Genomic DNA, 22673 nt, shown 5'->3' with positions numbered 1-22673 from the left:
CATGGTTAGTTATTTTCTCAAGCAATTTTGGTTTATATGGTTAATGCTGGCGCTAAGCTGGGTATTACTGGCCCATGCTGAGCTAGCCAGTTGGAACAAACATCTAATCATCGAGGGAGAGTACTGGCGAGTATTAAGTGGCAACTTTTGCCACAATAATCTGATTCATTGGCTAATGAACATCGCCACCTTAACCCTGATCTATTTTGTTTATGATGACCGACTATCTAATCGGCACTTTTTAGCCTTGAGTATCTTGCTTGGCTTAGTGGGCGGGCTTGCGCTTTTATTGGCTAAGTATGATGAGTATGTAGGCTTGTCGGGCATCATTCATGGTTTACTGGCTTATGCTGCACTTATTGATCTAATGAAAGGCAAAATCAAACTAGGTTTAATTGTTCTCACTGGTTTGGGTATTAAACTTGTGATGGAGCAGATATCCGGCGGAGATCCTTGGGTAAGCGAAATGATAGGCATCGATGTGGCAACCGATGCCCACCTAATCTTCACTTTACTAGGGTTAACTATTGCCTTAGCAGTATGGTGTCCTTTATGGAATCGCCAGCCGTTAAGCAGTTAACTCTTGGTTAATTTGGGTTAATACTGTGGCTGGAGAAACCGCTTGAGTAATTGGCCGGCCAATCACTAAATAATCGGAACCTGCAGCAATCGCTTCAACCGGTGTCATAACTCGTCGCTGGTCACCTTGAGCGCTTCCAGTTGGGCGAATACCAGGAGTGATTAAGGCAAACTCTTCGCCTAACAAAGATTTTAAAGGCCTTGCTTCGTGAGCAGAACACACCACTCCATCTAAACCACATTGTTTAGTTAAACTCGCTAAACGCTCTACCTGCTGCTGAGGGCTTAACTCAATGCCTAAATCTAACAAATCAGACTCATCCATACTGGTTAGCACAGTCACAGCAATCAATTTAGGGCGTTTATCACCATAGGGCGCTAAAGCGGCCTTAGCTGCTTCCATCATTCGTCGACCACCGCTGGCATGCACGTTCACCATCCACACGCCCAACTCTGCTGCAGCTGCCACAGCTTTGGCAACCGTGTTAGGAATATCATGAAACTTTAGGTCTAGAAAAACCTCAAACCCACGCTTATGCAAGCTTTCCACTAGATGAGGACCAAACAAGGTAAACATTTCTTTGCCTACTTTAAGGCGACAAGAGCCTGGTTCTAATTGCTCTACAAACGCCATACATTGATCTAAATCTGCATAATCAAGGGCGACTAATACCTTAGGGTCTTGCATCTCTCTATTCTCCGTCGAGCCCCACTATCGGTTTTACTGTTCCCCAGCTTTTACAAGATGGGCAGTGCCAGTAAATAGAATGCGATGAAAATCCGCATCGACGACATTGATAATGGGGTTTTATTTTTAATTGTTGGGTAACCAGTCCTCGTAATACTTGAAGACTTTGCTTAGCTCGACCTTCTTCAGCTGATTCTAAATGAAGGCCCATTAAGTGATGAAATCCTTTCATGGTGGGGTTACGTTTGAGTTCATCCACCAATAAATCCTGAGCTTGCTCTGCGCCATGCGCCTCGCGATAAATAGCCGAGAGCTCTACTAGCACACTAGCAATGCTTTTTAACGATAAACAGTATTCGAGAAACTGTTGATAATACTCAGGCTTACCTAATCCTTCGGCGCATAACTTGTAGAGCGTTAACGCATCAGAAGCAAAATCGATATCTTGCTCTGGGATCCGGTTAAGATTCTTAAGAGCCGCCTTAAAATCACCTTCTGCGCTTTGTAATTGCGCTAGGTGAAGGCTAGCTCGCACACAGTTCTTGTCTACAGTTAGTGCTTTTTTAAGCAAACCAATACTTTTACTTAGCTTACCTGCTGTTTCTAACTCTTGCGCTTGTTCACAATAAAAATGGGCAATTTGGGTTGCGACATCGGTGAGTTCTTTTGGGTCGATTTTCTTCGCCACAGTAATCGCTTGCGGCCATTCTCGAGTTTGTTGGTAAATACTTAATAATTGTTTTAGAGCTAATTGGCGATACTCAGGCTCATCTTGTAGTTCTATCAGTAAAGCTTCAGCTCTATCAAATAAACCGGCAGCCAAGTAATCTTTGGCCAGTTGTTGCAAGGCTAGATTACGCTGGTCGATATCGATGCCTTCGCGGGCAATAAGGTTTTGATGAATACGAATGGCGCGATCCACTTCACCACGTTGGCGAAACAAGTTGCCCAAGGCTAAGTGAGTATCGATGGTTTCAGAATCTACTTGTAACAGTTCTACAAATAGATCGACAGCTTTGTCAGATTGATTTGAAAGGAGAAGATTTAAACCTTCAACATATTGCTTTGAAACATGGTTAGCTTGCTGCTGTTGATTTTGTCTAACACTGCGCTGCCCCATATACCAACCGTAAGCGGCGGCAACAGGCAATAACAAGAACAACAAGCCCAGCATTAACTATCCTTGACCATCTCATCTTGCAATTTATTAAGTTGTTTTTGTTGTTTAGCTAAACGTCTTTTTAAACTGGCACTTTCGAGTCTAATGCGAGTATAAAAAGCCAATAAAAACAGTAAACAGGATATGAAGCCGGCAATGAACAGGCCAGCCATTAACCAAGATAAACGCATGTCTGATTCAGCAATAAGATAGTTTACTCCAACGATTTCATCGTTTTGAGCCCCTATCGCTAGCGCTGTTACAAACAGTACGATCAAAATTAATGTAGAAAATATTGCTTTCACATAACCTCCGAAGCCAAACAAAAGCTAGGGAAATTATGCAGCAATCACGTTAATTAAACCAGCCAAGAACACCTAATTGTAAAAGAAACAATACTATAGGCCAGAATTCACGCGTTCTCTTAATTCTTTACCAGGTTTGAAGTGGGGAACGTACTTCCCAGACAACTCAACCTTCTCGCCAGTTTTGGGATTGCGGCCTACACGCGGCGCTCTAAAATGTAAGGAAAAACTACCAAAACCGCGAATTTCAATTCTGTCGCCTTCCTGTAAAGAACCAGTCATTTGCTCAAGAATTTCTTTAATTGCCGACTCAATTTCTTTACTGGTAAATTGAATATGTTTACTAGCGAGTATTTCAATCAAATCAGATTTAGTCATGGATTCTCCAAGCCATTGATAAAGGGAACTAATACCAGTGTAGATAAAGAACTTGGGGGGGACAAGTCCCCCCCAATATTCAATCACATAAATCTAAAAAAAGATTTAGAGATTATTCGCCTTTAAGGGCTGATTTGAATGCATCTGCCATAGCGTTACCAATCTGAGCATCTTCTTTCTTGTTCAGAGTAGCCATTGCTTCTTTCTCGTCCGCTTCGTCTTTAGCACGGATAGAAAGGCTGATTACACGGTTCTTGCGGTCAACACCAACAAACTTAGCTTCAAGTTTATCGCCAACAGAAAGAACAAGTGAAGCGTCTTCAACACGGTCACGGCTAACATCGCCAGCACGTAAGTAACCTTCAACGCCATTTGCTAATTCAATTGTTGCGCCTTTAGCATCAACTTCAGAAACAGTACCGTTAACTAAGGCACCTTTCTTAAGGTCAGCAAGGTAGTTGTTGAACGGGTCTTCAGCAAGCTGTTTAACACCTAGGCTAATACGCTCACGTTCTGCGTCAACTTGTAGTACAACAGCTTCGATTTCGTCGCCTTTCTTAAAGTCGCGAACCGCTTCTTCACCTTGAGCATCCCAAGAGATGTCAGATAAGTGAACAAGACCGTCAATACCGCCGTCAAGGCCGATGAAGATACCGAAGTCAGTGATAGACTTGATCTTACCAGAAACTTTGTCGTTCTTATCGTGAGTGCTAGCGAATAGCTCCCATGGATTAACTTTACACTGTTTCAAACCAAGCGAGATACGACGACGTTCTTCGTCAATATCCAATACCATAACTTCAACAAGATCACCCACGTTAACCACTTTAGATGGGTGGATGTTTTTGTTAGTCCAATCCATTTCAGAAACGTGAACTAGACCTTCAACACCGTCTTCGATCTCAACGAAACAACCGTAGTCAGTAAGGTTAGTTACGCGACCTTCTAGACGAGCACCTTCTGGGTAACGGTTAGCAATTGCTACCCATGGATCTTCACCCAGTTGCTTAAGACCTAGAGATACACGAGTGCGCTCACGGTCAAACTTAAGTACTTTAACGTTGATTTCATCGCCAACATTAACAATTTCGCTTGGGTGCTTAACGCGCTTCCAAGCCATGTCAGTGATGTGTAGTAGACCGTCAACACCGCCAAGATCAACGAATGCACCGTAGTCAGTAAGGTTCTTAACGATACCTTTAACTTCTTGACCTTCTTGAAGGTTCTCAAGAAGTTGATCACGTTCAACACTGTTTTCAGTTTCGATAACAGCACGACGAGATACCACTACGTTGTTACGTTTCTGGTCAAGCTTGATAACTTTAAATTCAAGCTCTTTGCCTTCTAGGTGAGCAGTATCGCGAACAGGGCGAACGTCAACTAGTGAACCAGGCAAGAATGCACGGATGGTGTTAACTTCAACCGTAAAGCCACCTTTAACTTTACCATTGATGATACCAACAACCGTTGCTTGCTCTTCGTAAGCACTCTCAAGTTGGATCCACGCTTCGTGACGTTTAGCTTTCTCGCGAGAAAGAACAGTTTCACCGAAACCATCTTCAACAGCGTCAAGGGCTACGTCTACTTCAGCGCCTACTTCAATTTCTAATTCACCAGCAGCATTTTTAAACTGCTCGGCAGGGATTGCAGATTCTGACTTAAGGCCAGCGTCTACTAGTACCATACCGTTTTCGATACCTACTACAGTACCTTTAACAATAGAACCAGAACGGAATTCCAAATTCTGTAGAGACTCTTCAAAGAGTTGAGCAAAAGATTCAGTCATTTTTTAATTTACACATATAGAAACGTCCACTCAGCAATCCGGCTAAATGGGGTTAATAAAAAACACCTATTTCATCCATGTTATAGGTGAGCTAATTCCCAGTGATTACTGGGTTAATTTTTCGTCGATAAACGCTATCGACATTGATACTACTTCATCAATAGAAAGAGAAGTTGAATCAATTACTAACGCATCTTGAGCGGGAACTAAAGGAGCAACCGAACGGTTTCTATCTCGTTGGTCTCGTTCTTCAATTTCGCTCAAAAGGTGGTCAAAACTAACATCAAAGCCTTTATCTTGCAACTGATTATAGCGCCGTTGGGCGCGTTCCGCCGCACTCGCATCCAAAAAAATCTTGGCTGGGGCGTCAACAAAAACAACCGTTCCCATGTCTCTGCCATCGGCAATTAACCCTGGCTCAGCTCTAAATCCACGCTGGCGACGAAGCAATGCTTCCCTTACACGAGGAAAAGCGGCGACTTTAGACGCTGCGTTACCGGCTGTTTCTTGGCGTATCTCAAGCGATACGTCCTCGCCTTCTAAAATAACAACGGTATTGCCATCTCGCGCTTCAAAGCGCACATCTAAATGAGCAGCTAGTAGGCTTAACGCATCTTCATTGTCTAGTGCGACTTCATGGTGAATTGCTGCTAAGGCTAAGACTCTATAGATCGCCCCACTATCGAGAAGTTGCCAATTGTAATGCTGGGCAAGTTTTTGGCACAACGTACCTTTACCTGCGCCACTTGGCCCGTCGATGGTTACCACTGGAACGTGTTGAGTCATGAGTCCTCCATAATGTCCAAAAGCATAATGCAAGTTCTCATCTAGCCATAAATGAGAACTAAAAATTCGGCCGCATTATACGTGAATAGGCAGCGTTTCGCCTCATTAAATTATTAATAAAAAACAAAATACAGCGAACGCTTATCGCATTTTTGAACAAAAAAGCAGTATATCGTACTGACATACTGCTTTATATCACCCTTGTCTGCTGCTAAGTATCAAGCTGGAAGCTGCACTCCGGAGTCTTTTATACGCGCTAATTTGTAACGCAAAGTGCGTGGACTTATCCCCAGTTTTTCGGCAACATCTTTACGTTTTCCGTGACAAGCTTTGAGTGTATCTAAAATGATTTGCTGCTCTTGTTGGCGAAGTTCATTGCCAAGAGGTTCGGGAGTTAAACTTTGCTCTTCCAAAATAGGAGCAACACTTAGCGGCTCTAATTGATTTTCTATCACTAAACAGTCGCTATCGATTGTAGACGCATTCGCTAAAATTAGCGCTCGTTGCATCACATTATCTAATTCACGCACATTACCCGGCCACGTATGGTTCATCAACTTATGCTGTGCACTTAAACTAAGTTCGTGAGTTTTGGGGCTGTGGCGGTTAAGTAAGTGATTAGCTAATGGAAGGATATCGCCCTTACGTTGATTGAGCGGTTGCCACGCTAAAGGAAAAACGTTTAAGCGATAATACAGATCTTCTCTAAATAAGCCTTGGCGAACAATTTCACGCATGTCTCGGTTACTAGTTGCAATAACTCGAACATCCAATTGAATCATTTTCCGGCTACCCAAGCGCTCTACTTCTTTCTCTTGTAGCACTCGCAAAAGTTTAGCCTGTAAACCTAAATCCATTTCACTAATTTCATCAAGTAATATGGTACCGCCCTGCGCTTGTTCAAACTTCCCTGGACACGCCTTAATAGCCCCGGTAAAGGCACCTTTTTCGTAACCAAATAACGTTGCCTCAAGCATGTTCTCGGGTATTGCCGCACAGTTAATCGCAATGAATGCTTGCTCGCTTCGCGGGGAGCAATCATGGATATAGCGAGATAATACTTCTTTGCCGGCACCACTAGGCCCACTTATTAGAACGGAAGCTTCTGAAGCTGCAACTTTTTGGCTCAGTTTTAGCAGCGCCTCCGTAGAAGGGTCTCCATATATGGGCTCTCGCTTTTCTACTTTGATCGAAGGTGCATAGCGCCCTACTTGATTGAGCAGAACTTCAGGAGAAAATGGTTTAGACAGATAATCAATTGCACCATCTCGCATCGCAGACACTGCATCGTCTATTTTTGCGTAGGCAGTCATTAACAATACGGGGGTTTGGGGCCATTTTTGCTTAATATTTTTAAGCAAACTTAAGCCATCCATTCCGCTCATTTGCACATCGCTAACCACTAAATCTACTTGCAGATCATTAAGGCTTAATAACGCTGCTTCAGCACTATCAGCTTGTTCGCATAAGTAACCAGCTAAAGACAAGGTGTCGACTAAAGCCTCTCTCAATCCTGCATCGTCTTCTACAATTAAAATCGTTGATTGGCTCATCTTAATGCCCTCCTACAGCAAGGTCTTGGTGCTGCACTTCCGGCAACGGTAATGTCACGACAAAGCGGCTACCAATTTCAGTGCCAGTGAGTTCGATGGAACCTTGGTGAGCACTCACCACTGATTTGACCACCGCTAGCCCTAAACCTGTTCCATTCTGCTTAGTGGTATAAAAAGGTTCGAATACTTTATGTTGTTGCGCTTTGTCTATTCCGCCAGCTTGATCTTCAACCTCAATAACAACTTCGCTCTCAGAGCTAGTGACTGAAACGGATATAAGTTGATCACTACCACTTAGTTGAGCAGCATTTTCAACTAAGTTCGACAGCGCTGATACTAAAGCGTTAGCATTTACCAACAGCTCGGTATTTGGATTTACAACCGACAAACGCAGCTCTACATTATGTTGACGAACACAAGCATCTGTTGCGGCTTTAAGTTGCTCAATCAGTTGACCAACCGGCACATAGTTAACCACCATTTGTTCGCCACTTTTGGCGAACAACAACATATCGTTTACTTGAGTTTCTAAATCTTCAAGCCTTGCCATCATCTTGGTTTGAAAACTGTCTCGAGCATTCTCTGACAAAGTTTTATTCGACAGGTTAGAGCCGTACAACATCGCTGCAGACAAAGGGGTTCTAATTTGATGCGCCAACGACGCCACCATGTTTCCTAGCGCAGACATACGCTGTAGTTTGGCAACATTTGCTTGCAGTTGACGAGTATGCGTCATGTCGGTAAGAACAATCAGCTGGCCTTGGGTATCTTGTAAAGGCGACAAACTTAATTTTACTCGTCTACCATCAACTAACGAAAGTTCATGGCCATCATCAGCTTTAGGGGAGAATAAACGAGGCACTGCGTCTAACCAACGTTGCTGCTCAATATCCTTACCCAGTAAGTTTTTAGCAATAGGGTTGGCGCGCGCGACATAACCTTTATTGTCGAGTAGTACTAAACCTGAAGGCATAACATCAAATATCTGAGCAAGATTATGCTCCGATAAGCTGGTAGGCTGTTGTTGTAAAAGCACTGAAGGCATGAATAAAGCTCCGCGTCATAAAACCGTTAACAGTGCTTACTCAATCAATTTTCATGCCATAAAAAAGGCCATGTATTTCATGGCCTTAAACAAACTAAGTTCGAGATTCTAGATTCAGCTCTCTTTGTTCAACCCATACTTGCGCATTTTTTCTACTAGCGTCGTTCTGCGCATACCCAGTTGCTCAGCAGCTCTAGCTACAACACCATCTTGTTGTTCAAGTGCTTGACGAATCAAATCAACTTCTAGCTCGGCCAGTAGCTCTTTTAAGTTAACCCCTTCGTCGGGAAGTTGCTGAGCACCAGCCCAACCATCATCAAGTGATTCTTCTGGTTCACCCTCTGGGAATAGGGCTTCTGGGCTTGGATCTGAAAATACTGACGCATCTTCATCATTAAAAATCGCCAGTAAAGCATCACGTTCCGCTAATTCTGGACTGTAGTTCGGTTCAAATGCTTCTGCATCTATGTGCCTATATTTAGGCGGTAAATCATGTACATCAACAATTTGGTCGGGATGCAAGATAAGTAAGCGTTCTACTAGGTTAGATAGCTCGCGAACATTGCCCGGCCATTGGTGCTGCATTAGTGATTCAACAGCGCGCTGGGTAAAGCGAACCACGGCCGAATGCTCTTCCTCATGGCGATTAACTAACTCTTGCAGCAATAAAGGAATGTCATCTTGGCGCTCTCGCAACGATGGCATTTCAATAGGGAATACATTTAGTCGATAGTATAAATCTTCACGAAACTTCTCCTGCTCTATCATTCTCTCTAGCTGTCGGTGAGTAGCTGCCACAACACGCACATTGGCGTTAATTGCTTTGCTCCCCCCTACACGCTCAAATTGGCGCTCTTGCAATACTCGAAGCAACTTAACTTGCATCGGCATTGGCATATCGCCAATTTCATCTAAGAACAACGTGCCGCCTTCAGCTAACTCAAAACGCCCTTTACGCATAGCAAACGCGCCGGTAAAAGCGCCCTTTTCATGGCCAAACAATTCGCTTTCAAGTAAGTCAGGAGGAATAGCGCCACAGTTAATCGGAACAAAAGGCCCGCCGTTTCTTGTGGAGTGGTCATGAATAGCTTTAGCAACAACCTCTTTACCTGTGCCTGACTCCCCCAAAATGAGTACATTGGCTTCTTTAACAGCTACTTGCTCAATTAAATGACGAACCTCTTGAATAGCAATGCCCTTGCCTATCAAGTTTTGTCTTAAACGTTCACTCTTTGCTGGAGCAATCTTGCCAGGAAGATGAGTAAGGTAGGCATCGCAGTGGTGTAATAACTGAGTTAGCTGCTCATAACTAAACGGTAAATCTAAGTGGCCAATAAGATTAGGTAAAGGCTCCACGGTATGCCCTTCTCCTACACTTAAAAAAGGACAAAGCGGATACTTAGCAATCAAACTACCAACATCGGCAATTTGCTTACTAATGAGTACTACGCGGCTAGTATTTGATACTTCAGTAGCAAAATTTTCGTTATCACAAACGCTGAACTGTTGGCCAATAAACCCCAGTACCGTTTCAAGTTGCTTAGCTCTCTCTGCGTCGTTCTCAAAAACTAAAACACTTTTGGATGCTTGCATCCCTATCCCCTGCAAAAATAAGCTACCTTGCGACATACTTATAGTTAGTTACCCTATAAAATTGATTGTAAACGGGCGTCAAAAAATCGCAAGGTATTCACTTTAAAACCGACAAAAATATGACGCGCAATGCAGTTTTAAAGTGGTCGATAGGAGCAGCAGAACCGCAAACGATTAGCCACAACAATAAGTTGCTGGTGATTTATACAATTAGTAAGCTTCGAGCAGGCAAGTTTCAATCAGTAAAACTTGACAATTCAAAGCGTAACTTTAATGGTAATACTACTGTTCTCCCTTCTCACACACTAAAAATATACTTGAACATAAATCAGGATATATCTGACCGAGCTGGTAACAGCCATCGAGGTAATCATCTGAAACAATATCGGTATTAAGCAGTTGATCCCATTGGAAGTTTGCTAACGCCTTGAAGAAAACACCTGAGCGGTGAACAACTTTGAGACCGGCTTCTTTTGCATCTCGTTCAAGCGTATCAAGAGAATAGGTACAAAGGTGTCCATGTTCCTTTTCTGCTGAAGTTACAGCCGAGTTATGAGTAATCAACCCCATTTTAACAGCTATTTGTCGCGACGGTGCATTAGCATTTGGGCATGCGAGAAGAAAACGTCCGTTATTGCTGAGCCACTCGTCATTCACTCTTTTTAAGGTCTTAACTGGGTCATCTAAATGCTCTAAAACATGTGTCATCACAATGTTGTCGTATTTCTTAGATAACGTAGCATCCTCAAATCTAGAATGAATAATTTCAGGAGCCCCCCCAAGACGACTCTTTGCGATATTCACAGCTTCCAGTGAAGCTTCAACACAAGTTATCTCTTCAAACTCTCCCATAAGTCGTTGGGTAAAATCACCTTTAAAACAGCCTAACTCTAATAAGTTTCCGGACACAAAAAAAGGAGTAAAAGCTCTCAGCATAAATGGGTGCATAACATCAAAATCAAAGCTATATGCATATTTATGGTCGTCTGTATCTTTAATTTCTTGATTATAATCACGAGATTGACTCATTGACTCCCCTTCAAGTTTAATCGCATTAATTGTTGAGTACTATTCTGTTGGAATTCTGTAAAACCTAAAGTTAAATAAAGGGACTTAGCGAGAGCATTATCAGTCTGAACTTCCAACTCAATTCTCGAAACCCTCAAATCCCGAGCTTTTTGCAAACACTGTTCGAGTAAACTCTTCGCGATACCTCGGTTCGAGTAATCTGATAACACACTAACATTGCTAACAAACCCAATACTTCCATCGTTGAAATAAACAGCTACGAGCCCAACAAGCGTTTTATTTTCCCAAGCTTCAAATCGCATGGAGTATTCACAAAGTTTTTTTGCATAAGACTCTAAATTCACTCTAGAACTCAACATTGGGTAATGTTGATGATCACTCGCTTTTAAGTGCTGTAACACTTCTCTTCGCGAGGACAAATCAGTAGAGACACGAATACTTTTCAACTTTTCAACACCGCTAATCCAAACCCATGCTTGCCAAATTTGTTACCGTTGTACAACAAGTATATTTTTTTACCCACATTAAAAACGTGAGGGTAACAGAGCATTTCCGAATCCCATCCTTCATCTGAACAAGACAGGCCAAGCAGAGAATCATTTCGTTCCCAAGTAATTAAATCATTTGAATACGCGTATCCCAATTTATAGGAGCGAGAAGAGTTTTCTCTAAAATCAAAAGACTCCCTAAAACAAAAAATCATGTGATACATATCGTTGTGATGAAAAACGGTGGGTAAAGCCATGCTCTCATCACCATGGAGGCTATCACTAATGACTTGGTGGCCATGTTTTCTGCTCCAATTGATTCCATCAAGAGATGTCGCGTGTCCTATTTTGTATACACGATCAGGGGGTGAATTATCATCAAACCTCTTCCACCCAGTCCCAAACATATACCACATATGAAATTGGCCTTCATAGTGCTTTACGAAAGCATCCCCAACTAAACAGGACTCCTGATGAGATGCAGACATAATTGGTCCATTTCCCAACTTACGGAAAGTTCGACCACCATCAACACTCTCTGCAAATCCGATTGCCGTTTCTACTGAAACAGATTTTCGTCGGCTCCATCCACAAGTGTAAGCCCAAATTCGATTACCGTGACGAAGAGGGCTCAAAGGAAATATTCCATGCTCATCAAAACAACCCAACTCGCCGAGAGGAATTACTGTCTCATCAGCTATTGCCAGAATATCTTTGAGTCTTTTGTCGAAATCAACATAGCACACATGACTGCTGTACATCTTTGACATCGGTTCTAACTTTCTAGTTGAGAAGTAAATCCGGACAAAGCCTTCAAAAACAATTGCTTGAGGAGATTGTGCGAACTCGTTACAGCCATCAATAAGTTTGTGTTCTCGAGGATCAAAAATCATCCCTCGCTTTTCCCATTTCAGAGGCCATTGCATGCTATTCATCAATTCATTTCACCAACCAGCTCAGCGGCTCCAAAGCCAAACCTCCCCACATGATTGCCCAGATAGAACATATACGTTTTACCATCCACTTCGAAAACATGAGGATAACTAACCATCTCGGAGTCCCAACCATCTGGAGATACATCTATTCCAGCTTTTGAGTCATCGCGAACCCAGCTTAAAAGGTCTAGTGAGCTGGCATAACCTATACGATATCCTTTTTCTTTACCTCTAAAGTCAAGGCTATATCGGTAAGAAAAAAACATATGGTAACGACCATTAGCATAAAACACATCAGGACTAGCCTGTGCCTCATCCTCCTCGAGTACATTGCTAATAAGGTTTCTATTCATTTTATGCCAATGAAAGCCATCATCTGAAACTGCCATTCTAATTTTATACACAGGTTCAGGACTTCCTGCATCATTAAGCACCCACCTGCTTCCAGCTATATAAAAAAGATACCAACGTTGATTAAAACGTCGTATTTTGGGACCGCTCAATACAAATGGTTCATCAGGAGAATAAGGCAATATTGGTCCTGTCCCTGATTTCTCAAAACGTATTCCTCCATCATAACTAAACGCTAATCCTATGGCCGTGTTAAATGGAACACTATCACAACGCGTCCAACCAGCGTAATAGGCCCAAACTATTCCTTTGTACTCAAGAACAGATGTGGGGTAAGTACCGAACTCATCAAACTCTCCTAAGTTTCCTAACTTCAAAATAGGGCTTTCGCTCACTCTGAGGACTTTAAATGGTGGTGTTCGACTAAGATCCACAAAAGCCGAAAAGCTCGTATATTGACCAGAGCTATCAGGATGAGGACGACAAGAAAAGTACACCCTGATGAAGTCTTTATTTACTAAGACTGAAGGGCCTTGAGCAAACTCATGTAACCAGTCTCGGCCCTTTACTAAAGAGGGATCAAAAATCTTACCCATTTTTTTCCATCGAAACATTGGTGTGGCCTATTTTATTGAGTATTGTTCGTTAAGCATTAATTTTACCGTTGCTAAGTCATTAAACATAAGTACATCAACAATAGAAAGGAACGGAGTAAATGGGGGCGAAAATTGTTCATATTCGTAAGGCAAGCAGTTTAAAAACTGTAAATCCACACCACACCGCGTGAACGAAGCCTTATCATATAGCTCAACACCTCCCTGAGGGTTCAAGTATTCTGAAGCTGATTGCAGTTCACAAATAGCCAAAACCTTACCTTCCCCTTTCAGGCTAGAATCAAAGTCTAAAGTTGAGCTCCTAATTAACGGCGTCTGGATCTGTAAATAGCGCAATAAATGGATTAATGAATTGTAGATGAAGTCAAATAAGTTAACACAAGGAGCAAAAAGTATTTGATTAATAATCGGCTCTATAGATTCAAAATATGGGGCTTTGATATACCAATTTCTAATGCGGTTATTCAACTTAACCCTATCTTTAACCCAGCTATCAGCTAAGTAACGTTGATTTACCTTTAGATAATCAGAACCTTTCCTTAAAGGAAGGGTCACTAACATTTCACCTTGGCAACTAAGCAGACGATTTCGGTTAATCCAACCTTTTTTGGTGTATTCGATATCATCATAAATAACAAATTCATCTACAGCATTGATCAATTGGAAATAGCCTAGATATGGCAAAAAATAAGGCTGCATGATTGCCAATTTCATTCAAAAACGATCCAATGTTCGATGAATTATATTAGTGACTCTTAGTACATCTATTTTTGACAAACCGGGATAAAGAGGTAAACACAAAACTCTCTCACTGAGTGACTGTGAATTTGGCATGCTTTGATACGGCGCATAAACTTCATTTAACGAGGGAGAGAAATAACGTCGTGGATTGATACTCTCCGCCCCCAGAGCTGACTCCACCGCTTGGCGAATAACAACATTTGGAAACACTACAGGCAGATAGGCATAGTTATCTGTGAAATCTGAATTTCTAAGTTGTAACTGTAAACGGCCCCCAAAATTGATCCTATATTGCGTGACAAGTTTTTTTCTCTGTTCTGTTATTATGTCTATATCATCAAGAACACAAAGCCCCATTGCCGCATGAAACTCACTCATTTTTGCGTTAATCCCTAAAGGCGCAATCGTTCCAGTACTGTCAATGCCAAAATTGATCAGAGCTTTCGCCTGCTCGTATAAATCGGCATCATTGAACACTAATGCTCCACCTTCAACTGTATGGAACATTTTAGTCGCATGTAAGCTTAATGTACTGATGTCACCATACTCAAACAAGCTTTTAGAAGTACCTCTTACATTAAAAGCGTGAGCTGCATCATAGATTACTTTGAGCCCATGCTCCTTCGCAATCTGAGATATATCGTCAACTGCACAGGCATTTCCAAAAACATGTACAGGAACGATAGCTGAGGTGCGCTCAGTTATTGATGACACAATGTTTCTTGGATTTAAATTAAAGGATTTACTGCATATGTCAGTATAAATTGGCTTTAACTTCTCCCACACTAGCGAAGAACTTGTGGCAGCAAATGAAAATGGTGAAGTGATGACCTCTCCTCTTAGCCCTAGTAAACGGTAAGCAACATGGAGCGCCATTGTACCATTTGACACCAATAGAAGGTGCTTCACTCCAAGGTATTCGGCTAAGCGCAGCTCTAATTCTTGACTTAGCGGACCTCGATTAGTCAATGAGTGAGAGTCGAAAATTCTATCAATATATGCTTGATATTTTTTCTTGTTAGGTAAATAGCTCTTAGTAACATTGAGCACGCTCTCATTAGGAGTTGTTGTGCGCAACACCTTACTCTGGTCAACGTTATTTTCGAGTAAATACATAGCTTACTCCCTCTTTTTTAAACTCAACATAGAACTATTTATCGAAAGGTTTTTCTACACCGCAGTCATCCAATAGTTTTTGGTATACAGACCTAGCATCCAGTTTCATTTCGTATTTATTTAAGGCTGTTTGTTGTTGCTCTTCATAGAATTCGGGTTCCTCTGCACAGCGTAATACAAACTCACTAATGTCTTCATAACTACTAAATGAAAACTCATGTCCTACACTCCACGCAACATCGCTATAATTATTAGATAACGTTGCAACTGGTAAACCAGCCCCCAATGCCATTACACCACCAGTGCCACCGCCAACTCGATCTGGGTTCAAAAACAAATCAGTAGCTGCTATAGTCGAGAACAAATCTTCTTGATGTCCCAAAACATAGATTCTATCACTGAATTCAGGCAACACAATTTTACCTATTAGGTCCGCACTCCCAATAAACACAGCAGAAATATGCGTTGAGGAACTCAATAGAGAACTCAAGCAACCTAACAAAGCATCATTAACCTCTATACTTAATCGGCTTCCAACTACAGAAATTAAGAACTTATTTTCTGGAAGTCCTAATTCAGTTCTATTAATACCAGAGCTCTCATGTTTATGAGGGTAATGATCTTGAGATAATAAGTAGTTTTTAAACCCAGCTAAAGCCTTAAGTTCATCACTTGGTTTCCGCCTGAGCACTGGTGTTGTAGCAACCTGAATAGGCAGCTCAGCTACAGTTGGGAATGTAACCACTGGGTAATCCCCTTGATGGCTTTTACCAATAGCGTCTGCCATTAAGTTATTATCAGATATCGAAATAACCAAAGCTGGTTTCTGTTGCTCCAAACCCAACAAAACATATGCTAGCTGGTCGAAGTTTTCGAGTTGAAAAAACGGTATATCCGTATCTAGATAATGAATACATGAAGCATCATTGCTAGCTCCTGACAACGATACATTTTCTCTATCTAAAAGAATTTTTTGTTTAGGGAGAGCGAACTGACCGATATTGTTATAACTTTTACATCCAATAAAAAGAGTATTAACTCTTGAAGGAAGACTTGCTAAGTTTAATACACTAACTGCAAAACCCATATCAATATAGGTTTTCGCCATATCCATACATAATCTCGTTGGAGCGTGCTGAGCAGATAGAATTTGGTTTGAGATAATCACAACTTTGTTTTTTAATGATGTAGCTAAATCTCTTTTAGGAAAGTCAAAAAAAGTGGCATTAATGCCTTTTAACTTTTTCAAGTCATCAATTAGGCCAAGATAGAAATCATTAAACAGTGACTTATAAGCTTTTGACAATAACTTAAAACGATATTCTGCAGAGTATAAATGCCTTAAGGTAAAAAAATGACTCTGCAGTTGCCAGTATACAAACCACTTAGCTTCAAAACTTAAAGAAGAATTACAGACCAACTCGATTAACTTAGCTACTGCTGCTTCCCTATCTCCATATTTAAGGTGTGTAGAAAACAAACACACTAGCCAATCTATATCGTTTTTAGCGAGCCCTTCAAATTCATTAAGTAACATATGAAACACTCTATTACTGGTTTCACTGCCCTCTTCAGTATTACTATTTTCGTCAAGCTGCTGAAGAAACGCTGTTAACGTTTTACTTGCATCAGCTTTACTTAAGGGCTTTACGCAATGCGCAAAAACCTCTTCTAAGACTTCGCTTCCATTCCAGTCAACTTGATCTATCATCATCCATTCCAATAAGGAGTTTCAATTACTAACCATAGCGGACAAAAGCAAATTTAGTGCCACCACGACACTTAGCAACCCTGTAATTCCCCTAAAATTTGGACCAAGTTAACAAATAAATCACTATTTTCAATATATAAGCCTTAGTCACATAGAACCGATTGCCATTATTTTGACGCTAGGCATAATAGAAATTGTATTGCATCGTTGGTAGTGAGCAGCGGATAGGCTTTAAAAGCTCTTTTTATAACGTTAAGCACAATGATATGTAACGGAAGTTCGTCAACCGCTCAGTAAAAGGTTCATAATTTTCTTTTGGCTCAATTTATGCTTTAGGCTAATCATATAGCAAGAATTAAGGGTGCTTATGTTTGACAACAAATCTATCTTGATTACTGGTGGAACAGGTTCTTTCGGTAAAAAGTATACAAAAACTATCTTAGAACGATATAAGCCTAAACGCCTAATCATCTATTCTCGTGATGAATTAAAGCAATATGAAATGCAACAGCAATTCAATGACCCTTGCATGCGTTACTTCATTGGCGATGTTCGTGATAGAGAACGCCTTATTCAGGCCATGAACGGCGTAGATTATGTCATTCATGCAGCGGCTCTAAAGCAAGTTCCCGCCGCTGAATACAATCCTATGGAGTGTATAAAAACGAATATTCATGGCGCTGAAAATGTGATCAAAGCAGCCATAGAAAACAACGTATCTAAAGTTATTGCATTATCTACAGATAAAGCTGCAGCCCCCATCAACTTATATGGTGCGACAAAACTAGCCTCAGATAAGCTTTTCGTGGCGGCAAATAATATGGTTGGCCAAGGCCAAACTCGTTTTGCAGTCGTTCGATATGGCAATGTTGTGGGATCTCGGGGGTCGGTAGTGCCGTTCTTTAAGCAATTAATCGCTAATGGTAATGACCACTTACCGATTACTCATGAAGAAATGACTCGTTTTTGGATTACTTTGCAACAAGGTGTCGACTTTGTTTTGAAAAACTTCAGCCGTATGTACGGCGGCGAAATTTTCATTCCTAAAATACCGTCAGTGAGAATTGTCGACTTAGCAAAAACCTATGCGCCCGATCTCCCTATTAAAATCATTGGCATTCGTCCAGGCGAAAAGCTTCACGAAATAATGTGTCCAGGTGATGATTCCCATCTCACATTGGAGTTTGACGACCATTTTGTTATCTGCCCAAGCATCAAGTTTTATAATGATGAACACAACTACTCTCGGAATCTGATAGACGAGGTAGGTCAACTTGTTAAACAAGGTTTTGAGTACCACTCTGAAACTAACCCTGACTTTTTGGATTCTGAGCAGATTTTAGCTTTTGACGAAATGGCTGAATTATGATCCCTTACGGTAGACAGCAAATATCTCAACAGGACATTGACACTGTTGTAGAAGTATTGGGTTCTGACTACCTTACTCAAGGCCCCAAAGTGCCTGAATTCGAACAGGCTCTATGCACCTATACTGGAGCTAAATATACCTTAGCCACTAATTCGGCTACCAGCGCCCTTCACCTCGCTTGCCGAGCACTCGATGTTAGTGCTGGTGATATCGTTTGGACCAGTCCTATCACTTTTGTGGCATCGGCCAATTGTGCGCTCTACTGTGGAGCAGAAGTTGATTTTGTAGACATAGACTCTAGCAGTTACAACTTATGCCCACAGGCTTTAAAAACCAAATTAGAAAAATCAACTACCACTAACTCACTTCCTAAAGTGGTAATTGTTATTCATATGTGTGGGCAACCCTGTGACATGCAAGCCATATATGCCTTAAGTAAGCAATACGGCTTTCGTATTATTGAAGATGCATCTCATGCCATTGGTGGTACCTATTTAGAACACCCCATTGGCAACTGCCGTTTTAGTGACATTACTGTTTTCAGCTTTCATCCAGTAAAAATCATCACTACAGGAGAAGGCGGCGCAGCGCTCACCAACTCACTAGAATTATCTACAAAGATGGCCTTACTAAGAAGTCATGGTGTCACTAGAGACCCAGCGCTTATGACAAAAGAACCAGATGGTCCTTGGTTCTATCAGCAACTCGATTTAGGCTTTAACTATCGTATTACTGAGTTACAAGGCGCATTAGGTTTGTCGCAACTTAAGCGAGTGGACCAGTGGGTAGCCAAGCGGGCAGAATTGGCCAACCGTTACGATGAGCTATTAACCCCTCTTCCGGTTATTTCACCAAAACAGCATACTAATGGAATATCTGCTAGGCATTTATACGTCATTCAACTCAGCCAGCCAGAAAAACGACTCACCGTATTCAACAAAATGCAGGCGGCTGACATTGGTGTGAATGTTCATTACATACCCGTGCATACTCAACCTCATTACCAAGCTTTAGGACACAAGTTGGGTGACTACCCTAACGCCGAGCATTATTATCAAGCAGCTTTGAGTCTGCCGCTATTCCCTGCCTTAACCGATGAAGAACAGAAATTTGTGGTTAGTACACTGGCAGAGGCTTTGCAATGAGCGCTGTAGCAATAATTCCAGCACGCGGCGGAAGTAAACGTATTCCGAGGAAAAATATTAAGCTTTTTAATGGTAGACCCATTATCGCTTACAGTATAGAAAGCGCATTACAAAGCCAGTGTTTTGATCGTGTTATTGTATCCACTGATGATTCTGAGATAGCCGATATTGCTAAACAATTCGGCGCTGAAGTGCCTTTTGTTAGACCAGCGCACATTGCAAATGACTACGCAACTACGCTTGAGGTTATTCATCATGCTATTTCTACTTTAGTAGTTATCGATTCAGACATTACTGAAGTTTGTTGTATCTACGCGACAGCGCCTTTTGTGACACCCTCTCAATTGTTAGCAGGTAAACAGGTATTAAAACAAAAGGATGCAGACTACTTATTCCCGGTTGCAGCCTACCCTGCACCTATACAACGTGCTTTGCGTCTAGATACAAACGGCTTTGTTTCAATGATGGAACTAGAACATTTGAATAGTCGTAGCCAAGATTTAAATGAAGGGTTTTACGATACCGGTCAATACTACTGGGGAAAAGCCTCGGCCTATTTAAGTAATACTCCAATTTACAGTGAAAAGTCCCTGGGTTTAGTGGTTCCCAAAAATAGCTGTGTAGACATTGATGACATGCAAGACTGGGCCTTAGCTGAGTTTCTATACAATTACCGACAACAACAATGAATATTGTCTTTAGAGTAGACTCGTCAATAATCATTGGCAGCGGCCATGTTTACCGCTGTTTGTCGCTGGCCCACCAGTTAAGAAAAAATGGACACACTATAAGTTTTGCCACCGCAGAACACCTCGGCAACATTAATTCTGTTATCACTGAGTCTGGTTTCAAACTGTTATTGCTAGCACCTCCAACAGAACACCTTGACCCAAAGGACCCCTCTACTTGGTTAGGTCGACTTTATACTCAAGACGCCAAGAATACTCTAGATAAAATAAGTGACATAGGCCCAGTAGATTTCTTGATCGTAGATCACTATGGCATAGACAAACGCTGGGAACTGCTTTTACAATCCCATGTAAAGCAAATGGTAGTAATTGATGATCTCGCTAATCGCGCCCACCAATGTGACATTCTGCTAGATCAGACCTATGGCAGAACTAACTCTGATTACCGGTCATTGGTGCCATCTTCTGCTTCCCTATTACTGGGTACACATTACGCATTGCTGAGAGATGAGTTTTTAGCTGCCCAAACCACCGTTCAAACTAGGCGCGATAAAAAACAGTCAATTAACTCAATATTGTTAAGTTTGGGTGGCACAGACCGCAATAACGTAACTAAGCGATTGATAGAATTATTACAAAGTAGTCCGATTGATAGCTGTACCAAGCTAATTGTAATTGCGGGCCCTAATAATCCCAATTATCAATCGCTGCTAGAAACTAGTCAGCGCTCACGATTCAAACATTGCCAGGTTCTGCGCTCAATATCCAATATGGCAGAAATAATGACCAAAGCCGACCTTGCCATTGGTGCCAGTGGGGCTAGTGCTTGGGAACGCTGCGCTTTAGGTTTGCCAAGCATTAATATTGAGTTGGCTGATAATCAGAAAGAAATATGTCGAATACTCGCTGAAGAAGGAGCGGCTATTTCTTTAGGTTCGCCACAGCAAATCAACGAACACACACTAACTCAAGCGATACAGCACATTCAATACAATTACCAAAGTATGGCGAATAAAGCGACAGCCTTAGTTGATGCGCAAGGTGCGCGCAGAACAGCGGCAAGTATCATGCAAACATCGTTAACTAATGGGCAGCTAGTTCACCTAAACCTTGTCACCAAGGAAGACTGTGTACAACTCTTTCAATGGCAGCACGAACCAGGCACACGAGAGTACGCAATAAACCCCGCGACTCCTACCGAGCGAGAACACAAGGCATGGTTTTCCCAGCAACTAAGCAATACCGCTTATCATCTTTACATCGTCACCAATGGAGAACAGCCCCAAGGTATGCTGCGGCTTGATAGGCTAACAGAGAGCGATGGTTACGAGATATCTATTCTTACAGCAAGTAACAGTAAACGACTAGGAGTAGCAAGCGCTGCTTTAAAACTTGCTAGGTCTCTGCTGCCGAATTCCGATTTTTACGCAACTATATTGCCAAAAAACAAAGCTTCTCTATATTTGTTTAAGCAACAGGATTATAAGGCGATTGGCAATAACGTCTTCCTTCAAACAGCCAATGGAAGCTATACATGAACAACAATATTTGTATCGACAATAGACGAATTGGCGTAGACCAACCGCCCTATATTATTGCTGAGATTTCAGCAAATCATAACGGTAACATTAATAACGCTCTTGCACTGATAAATGCCGCCAAACAGGCAGGGGCTGATGCGGTAAAAATCCAAACGTATCGCGCCGATACTATCACCCTAAAAAGTGATAAACCTGAGTTCAAAATATCTGGTGGGCTTTGGGACGGTAACACCCTCTACCAGCTATACGAATCTGCATACACCCCATGGGAGTGGCATAAAGAGCTATTTGATTATGCAAAGAAACAAGGCATAACTCTCTTTAGCTCGCCGTTTGATAATAGTGCTGTAGACTTACTCGAAGAGCTAAATGCCCCAGCGTACAAAATAGCATCATTTGAAGCGATAGATCTCCCATTAATAAAGTATGTAGCATCAACCGGCAAGCCGATGATTATTTCAACAGGCATGGCAAATGAGCAAGAGATTAGCGAAGCCATAGAAGCGGCTAAGTCTGCTGGCTGTAAGCAATTAGCAATTTTGCATTGCGTTAGCGGTTACCCGGCCCCGGCGTCAGATTATAATTTGCATACGTTAACTGATATGCAGAGTCGGTTTGGCTTAGTGACTGGATTGTCTGACCACACTATAGACAACACTACCGCCATCACCGCTGTCGCATTAGGGGCAGCTATCGTAGAAAAACACGTAACATTAGATCGGCTTGGCGGCGGCCCCGACGATAGCTTCTCTATAGAGCCTAAGGAATTATCTCAGCTATGTCAGTCAGCAGGTACAGCATGGTCTGCAATGGGTCAGGTATCATACTCTCAAGCGTCAAGTGAGCAACAAAACATACAGTTTAGGCGCTCCCTATACGCAACTAAATCCATAAAAAAAGGTGATGTTTTATCTACCAATAACATTGGAAGTGTAAGACCAGGATATGGCTTAGCACCCAAATGTCTAGACGAGGTATTAGGTAGCAAGGCCAAAACCGATATAGACTTTGCAACGCCATTATCTTGGGAGTTAATAAGCAAAACTAGCACTTAGCTGGCGTATATACTTGT

General features: G+C 41.8%; 22 protein-coding genes. 6 read left to right on the top strand and 16 right to left on the bottom strand.

The window, feature by feature from the left end; all coding sequences use genetic code 11:
* Position 1: 1 nt before the first annotated feature.
* Positions 2-580, top strand: coding sequence for a rhombosortase (rrtA, locus tag Q4592_RS10445; protein WP_303512607.1), 579 nt, complete (start codon positions 2-4; stop codon positions 578-580).
* On the opposite strand, the gene pyrF is transcribed toward rrtA, so the two are convergent.
* The 16 genes from pyrF to Q4592_RS10365 all read right to left on the bottom strand — a co-directional run bounded on the left by pyrF (position 569) and on the right by Q4592_RS10365 (position 16860).
* Complete coding sequence (gene pyrF, locus Q4592_RS10440; protein WP_303512604.1) at positions 569-1267, bottom strand: orotidine-5'-phosphate decarboxylase; 699 nt, start codon at positions 1265-1267, stop codon at positions 569-571. The genes rrtA and pyrF overlap by 12 nt on opposite strands.
* Before the next feature lie 4 nt (positions 1268-1271).
* On the bottom strand, positions 1272-2441 hold the full coding sequence (lapB, locus tag Q4592_RS10435) for a lipopolysaccharide assembly protein LapB (RefSeq protein WP_303512603.1): 1170 nt from the start codon (positions 2439-2441) through the stop codon (positions 1272-1274).
* Positions 2441-2731, bottom strand: a complete 291-nt coding sequence (locus tag Q4592_RS10430) for a LapA family protein (RefSeq protein ID WP_303512600.1) — start codon at positions 2729-2731, stop codon at positions 2441-2443. Before Q4592_RS10430 ends, lapB begins: the two co-directional genes overlap by 1 nt.
* Positions 2732-2824: 93 nt before the next feature.
* Positions 2825-3109, bottom strand: a complete 285-nt coding sequence (locus tag Q4592_RS10425) for an integration host factor subunit beta (RefSeq protein WP_137675041.1) — start codon at positions 3107-3109, stop codon at positions 2825-2827.
* A 112-nt stretch (positions 3110-3221) separates the two neighbouring features.
* Complete coding sequence (gene rpsA, locus Q4592_RS10420; protein WP_137675042.1) at positions 3222-4895, bottom strand: 30S ribosomal protein S1; 1674 nt, start codon at positions 4893-4895, stop codon at positions 3222-3224.
* Positions 4896-5000: 105 nt separating this feature from the next.
* Complete coding sequence (cmk, locus tag Q4592_RS10415) at positions 5001-5681, bottom strand: (d)CMP kinase (protein WP_303512592.1); 681 nt, start codon at positions 5679-5681, stop codon at positions 5001-5003.
* Between the two features lie 218 nt (positions 5682-5899).
* Positions 5900-7234 carry a sigma-54 dependent transcriptional regulator gene (locus Q4592_RS10410; protein WP_303512590.1) on the bottom strand — a complete coding sequence of 445 codons (1335 nt, stop codon included), beginning with the start codon at positions 7232-7234 and terminating at the stop codon, positions 5900-5902.
* Between the two features lies 1 nt (position 7235).
* The gene (locus Q4592_RS10405; RefSeq protein WP_303512587.1) at positions 7236-8279 is read right to left on the bottom strand and encodes a PAS domain-containing sensor histidine kinase; all 1044 of its coding nucleotides are present in this window, start codon (positions 8277-8279) and stop codon (positions 7236-7238) included.
* Positions 8280-8393: 114 nt separating this feature from the next.
* Positions 8394-9872: a sigma-54 dependent transcriptional regulator gene (locus tag Q4592_RS10400; RefSeq protein ID WP_303512584.1), complete on the bottom strand. Its 1479-nt coding sequence runs from the start codon at positions 9870-9872 to the stop codon at positions 8394-8396.
* A gap of 282 nt (positions 9873-10154) precedes the next feature.
* Positions 10155-10901: a class I SAM-dependent methyltransferase gene (locus Q4592_RS10395; RefSeq protein WP_303512581.1), complete on the bottom strand. Its 747-nt coding sequence runs from the start codon at positions 10899-10901 to the stop codon at positions 10155-10157.
* Positions 10898-11203, bottom strand: a complete 306-nt coding sequence (locus tag Q4592_RS10390; protein ID WP_368509299.1) for a GNAT family N-acetyltransferase — start codon at positions 11201-11203, stop codon at positions 10898-10900. Before Q4592_RS10390 ends, Q4592_RS10395 begins: the two co-directional genes overlap by 4 nt.
* Before the next feature lie 140 nt (positions 11204-11343).
* On the bottom strand, positions 11344-12282 hold the full coding sequence (locus Q4592_RS10385) for a hypothetical protein (protein WP_303512579.1): 939 nt from the start codon (positions 12280-12282) through the stop codon (positions 11344-11346).
* A 41-nt stretch (positions 12283-12323) separates the two neighbouring features.
* The gene (locus tag Q4592_RS10380; protein WP_303512577.1) at positions 12324-13271 is read right to left on the bottom strand and encodes a hypothetical protein; all 948 of its coding nucleotides are present in this window, start codon (positions 13269-13271) and stop codon (positions 12324-12326) included.
* Positions 13272-13298: 27 nt separating this feature from the next.
* Positions 13299-14003 carry a WbqC family protein gene (locus Q4592_RS10375; protein WP_303512576.1) on the bottom strand — a complete coding sequence of 235 codons (705 nt, stop codon included), beginning with the start codon at positions 14001-14003 and terminating at the stop codon, positions 13299-13301.
* Entirely contained in the window at positions 14004-15146 is a 1143-nt protein-coding gene (locus tag Q4592_RS10370; protein ID WP_303512574.1) for a DegT/DnrJ/EryC1/StrS aminotransferase family protein, read from the bottom strand. It abuts the gene before it with no gap.
* 34 nt (positions 15147-15180) lie between these two features.
* Complete coding sequence (locus tag Q4592_RS10365) at positions 15181-16860, bottom strand: hypothetical protein (RefSeq protein ID WP_303512572.1); 1680 nt, start codon at positions 16858-16860, stop codon at positions 15181-15183.
* Between the two features lie 364 nt (positions 16861-17224).
* On the opposite strand from Q4592_RS10365, the gene pseB reads away from it, so the two are divergent.
* From pseB to pseI, 5 genes are read left to right on the top strand one after another with little or no spacing between them, the layout of a single operon-like run.
* Complete coding sequence (pseB, locus tag Q4592_RS10360) at positions 17225-18226, top strand: UDP-N-acetylglucosamine 4,6-dehydratase (inverting) (protein WP_303512571.1); 1002 nt, start codon at positions 17225-17227, stop codon at positions 18224-18226.
* Positions 18223-19371 (top strand): UDP-4-amino-4,6-dideoxy-N-acetyl-beta-L-altrosamine transaminase, encoded by a 1149-nt coding sequence (gene pseC / locus Q4592_RS10355; protein WP_303512569.1) that lies wholly within the window; start codon positions 18223-18225, stop codon positions 19369-19371. The genes pseB and pseC overlap by 4 nt, the downstream gene beginning before the upstream one ends.
* Positions 19368-20060 carry a pseudaminic acid cytidylyltransferase gene (gene pseF / locus Q4592_RS10350; RefSeq protein ID WP_303512566.1) on the top strand — a complete coding sequence of 231 codons (693 nt, stop codon included), beginning with the start codon at positions 19368-19370 and terminating at the stop codon, positions 20058-20060. Before pseC ends, pseF begins: the two co-directional genes overlap by 4 nt.
* Positions 20057-21598 carry a UDP-2,4-diacetamido-2,4,6-trideoxy-beta-L-altropyranose hydrolase gene (gene pseG / locus Q4592_RS10345; protein ID WP_303512563.1) on the top strand — a complete coding sequence of 514 codons (1542 nt, stop codon included), beginning with the start codon at positions 20057-20059 and terminating at the stop codon, positions 21596-21598. Before pseF ends, pseG begins: the two co-directional genes overlap by 4 nt.
* Positions 21595-22656: a pseudaminic acid synthase gene (gene pseI, locus Q4592_RS10340; protein ID WP_303512560.1), complete on the top strand. Its 1062-nt coding sequence runs from the start codon at positions 21595-21597 to the stop codon at positions 22654-22656. Before pseG ends, pseI begins: the two co-directional genes overlap by 4 nt.
* Positions 22657-22673: the final 17 nt, after the last annotated feature.

Origin of the sequence: Agarivorans sp. 1_MG-2023, from assembly GCF_030548385.1 — a bacterium.
In the GTDB taxonomy this organism is placed as follows: Bacteria; Pseudomonadota; Gammaproteobacteria; order Enterobacterales; family Celerinatantimonadaceae; genus Agarivorans.
Note: the sequence above shows the minus strand (reverse complement) of the source record. Positions and strands in the feature narration are given on the sequence as shown.

Coding starts and splice junctions, on each gene's coding strand:
- Q4592_RS10365 (WP_303512572.1), bottom strand. CDS start 16,860: ATGATGATAGATCAAGTTGACTGGAATGGAAGCGAAGTCTTAGAAGAG.
- Q4592_RS10405 (WP_303512587.1), bottom strand. CDS start 8,279: ATGCCTTCAGTGCTTTTACAACAACAGCCTACCAGCTTATCGGAGCAT.
- rrtA (WP_303512607.1), top strand. CDS start 2: ATGGTTAGTTATTTTCTCAAGCAATTTTGGTTTATATGGTTAATGCTG.
- pseC (WP_303512569.1), top strand. CDS start 18,223: ATGATCCCTTACGGTAGACAGCAAATATCTCAACAGGACATTGACACT.
- Q4592_RS10380 (WP_303512577.1), bottom strand. CDS start 13,271: ATGGGTAAGATTTTTGATCCCTCTTTAGTAAAGGGCCGAGACTGGTTA.
- Q4592_RS10425 (WP_137675041.1), bottom strand. CDS start 3,109: ATGACTAAATCTGATTTGATTGAAATACTCGCTAGTAAACATATTCAA.
- pseF (WP_303512566.1), top strand. CDS start 19,368: ATGAGCGCTGTAGCAATAATTCCAGCACGCGGCGGAAGTAAACGTATT.
- pseI (WP_303512560.1), top strand. CDS start 21,595: ATGAACAACAATATTTGTATCGACAATAGACGAATTGGCGTAGACCAA.
- lapB (WP_303512603.1), bottom strand. CDS start 2,441: ATGCTGGGCTTGTTGTTCTTGTTATTGCCTGTTGCCGCCGCTTACGGT.
- Q4592_RS10375 (WP_303512576.1), bottom strand. CDS start 14,003: ATGAAATTGGCAATCATGCAGCCTTATTTTTTGCCATATCTAGGCTAT.
- pyrF (WP_303512604.1), bottom strand. CDS start 1,267: ATGCAAGACCCTAAGGTATTAGTCGCCCTTGATTATGCAGATTTAGAT.
- Q4592_RS10395 (WP_303512581.1), bottom strand. CDS start 10,901: ATGAGTCAATCTCGTGATTATAATCAAGAAATTAAAGATACAGACGAC.
- Q4592_RS10370 (WP_303512574.1), bottom strand. CDS start 15,146: ATGTATTTACTCGAAAATAACGTTGACCAGAGTAAGGTGTTGCGCACA.
- Q4592_RS10410 (WP_303512590.1), bottom strand. CDS start 7,234: ATGAGCCAATCAACGATTTTAATTGTAGAAGACGATGCAGGATTGAGA.
- pseB (WP_303512571.1), top strand. CDS start 17,225: ATGTTTGACAACAAATCTATCTTGATTACTGGTGGAACAGGTTCTTTC.
- Q4592_RS10400 (WP_303512584.1), bottom strand. CDS start 9,872: ATGCAAGCATCCAAAAGTGTTTTAGTTTTTGAGAACGACGCAGAGAGA.
- cmk (WP_303512592.1), bottom strand. CDS start 5,681: ATGACTCAACACGTTCCAGTGGTAACCATCGACGGGCCAAGTGGCGCA.
- pseG (WP_303512563.1), top strand. CDS start 20,057: ATGAATATTGTCTTTAGAGTAGACTCGTCAATAATCATTGGCAGCGGC.
- Q4592_RS10390 (WP_368509299.1), bottom strand. CDS start 11,203: ATGCGATTTGAAGCTTGGGAAAATAAAACGCTTGTTGGGCTCGTAGCT.
- Q4592_RS10385 (WP_303512579.1), bottom strand. CDS start 12,282: ATGATTTTTGATCCTCGAGAACACAAACTTATTGATGGCTGTAACGAG.
- rpsA (WP_137675042.1), bottom strand. CDS start 4,895: ATGACTGAATCTTTTGCTCAACTCTTTGAAGAGTCTCTACAGAATTTG.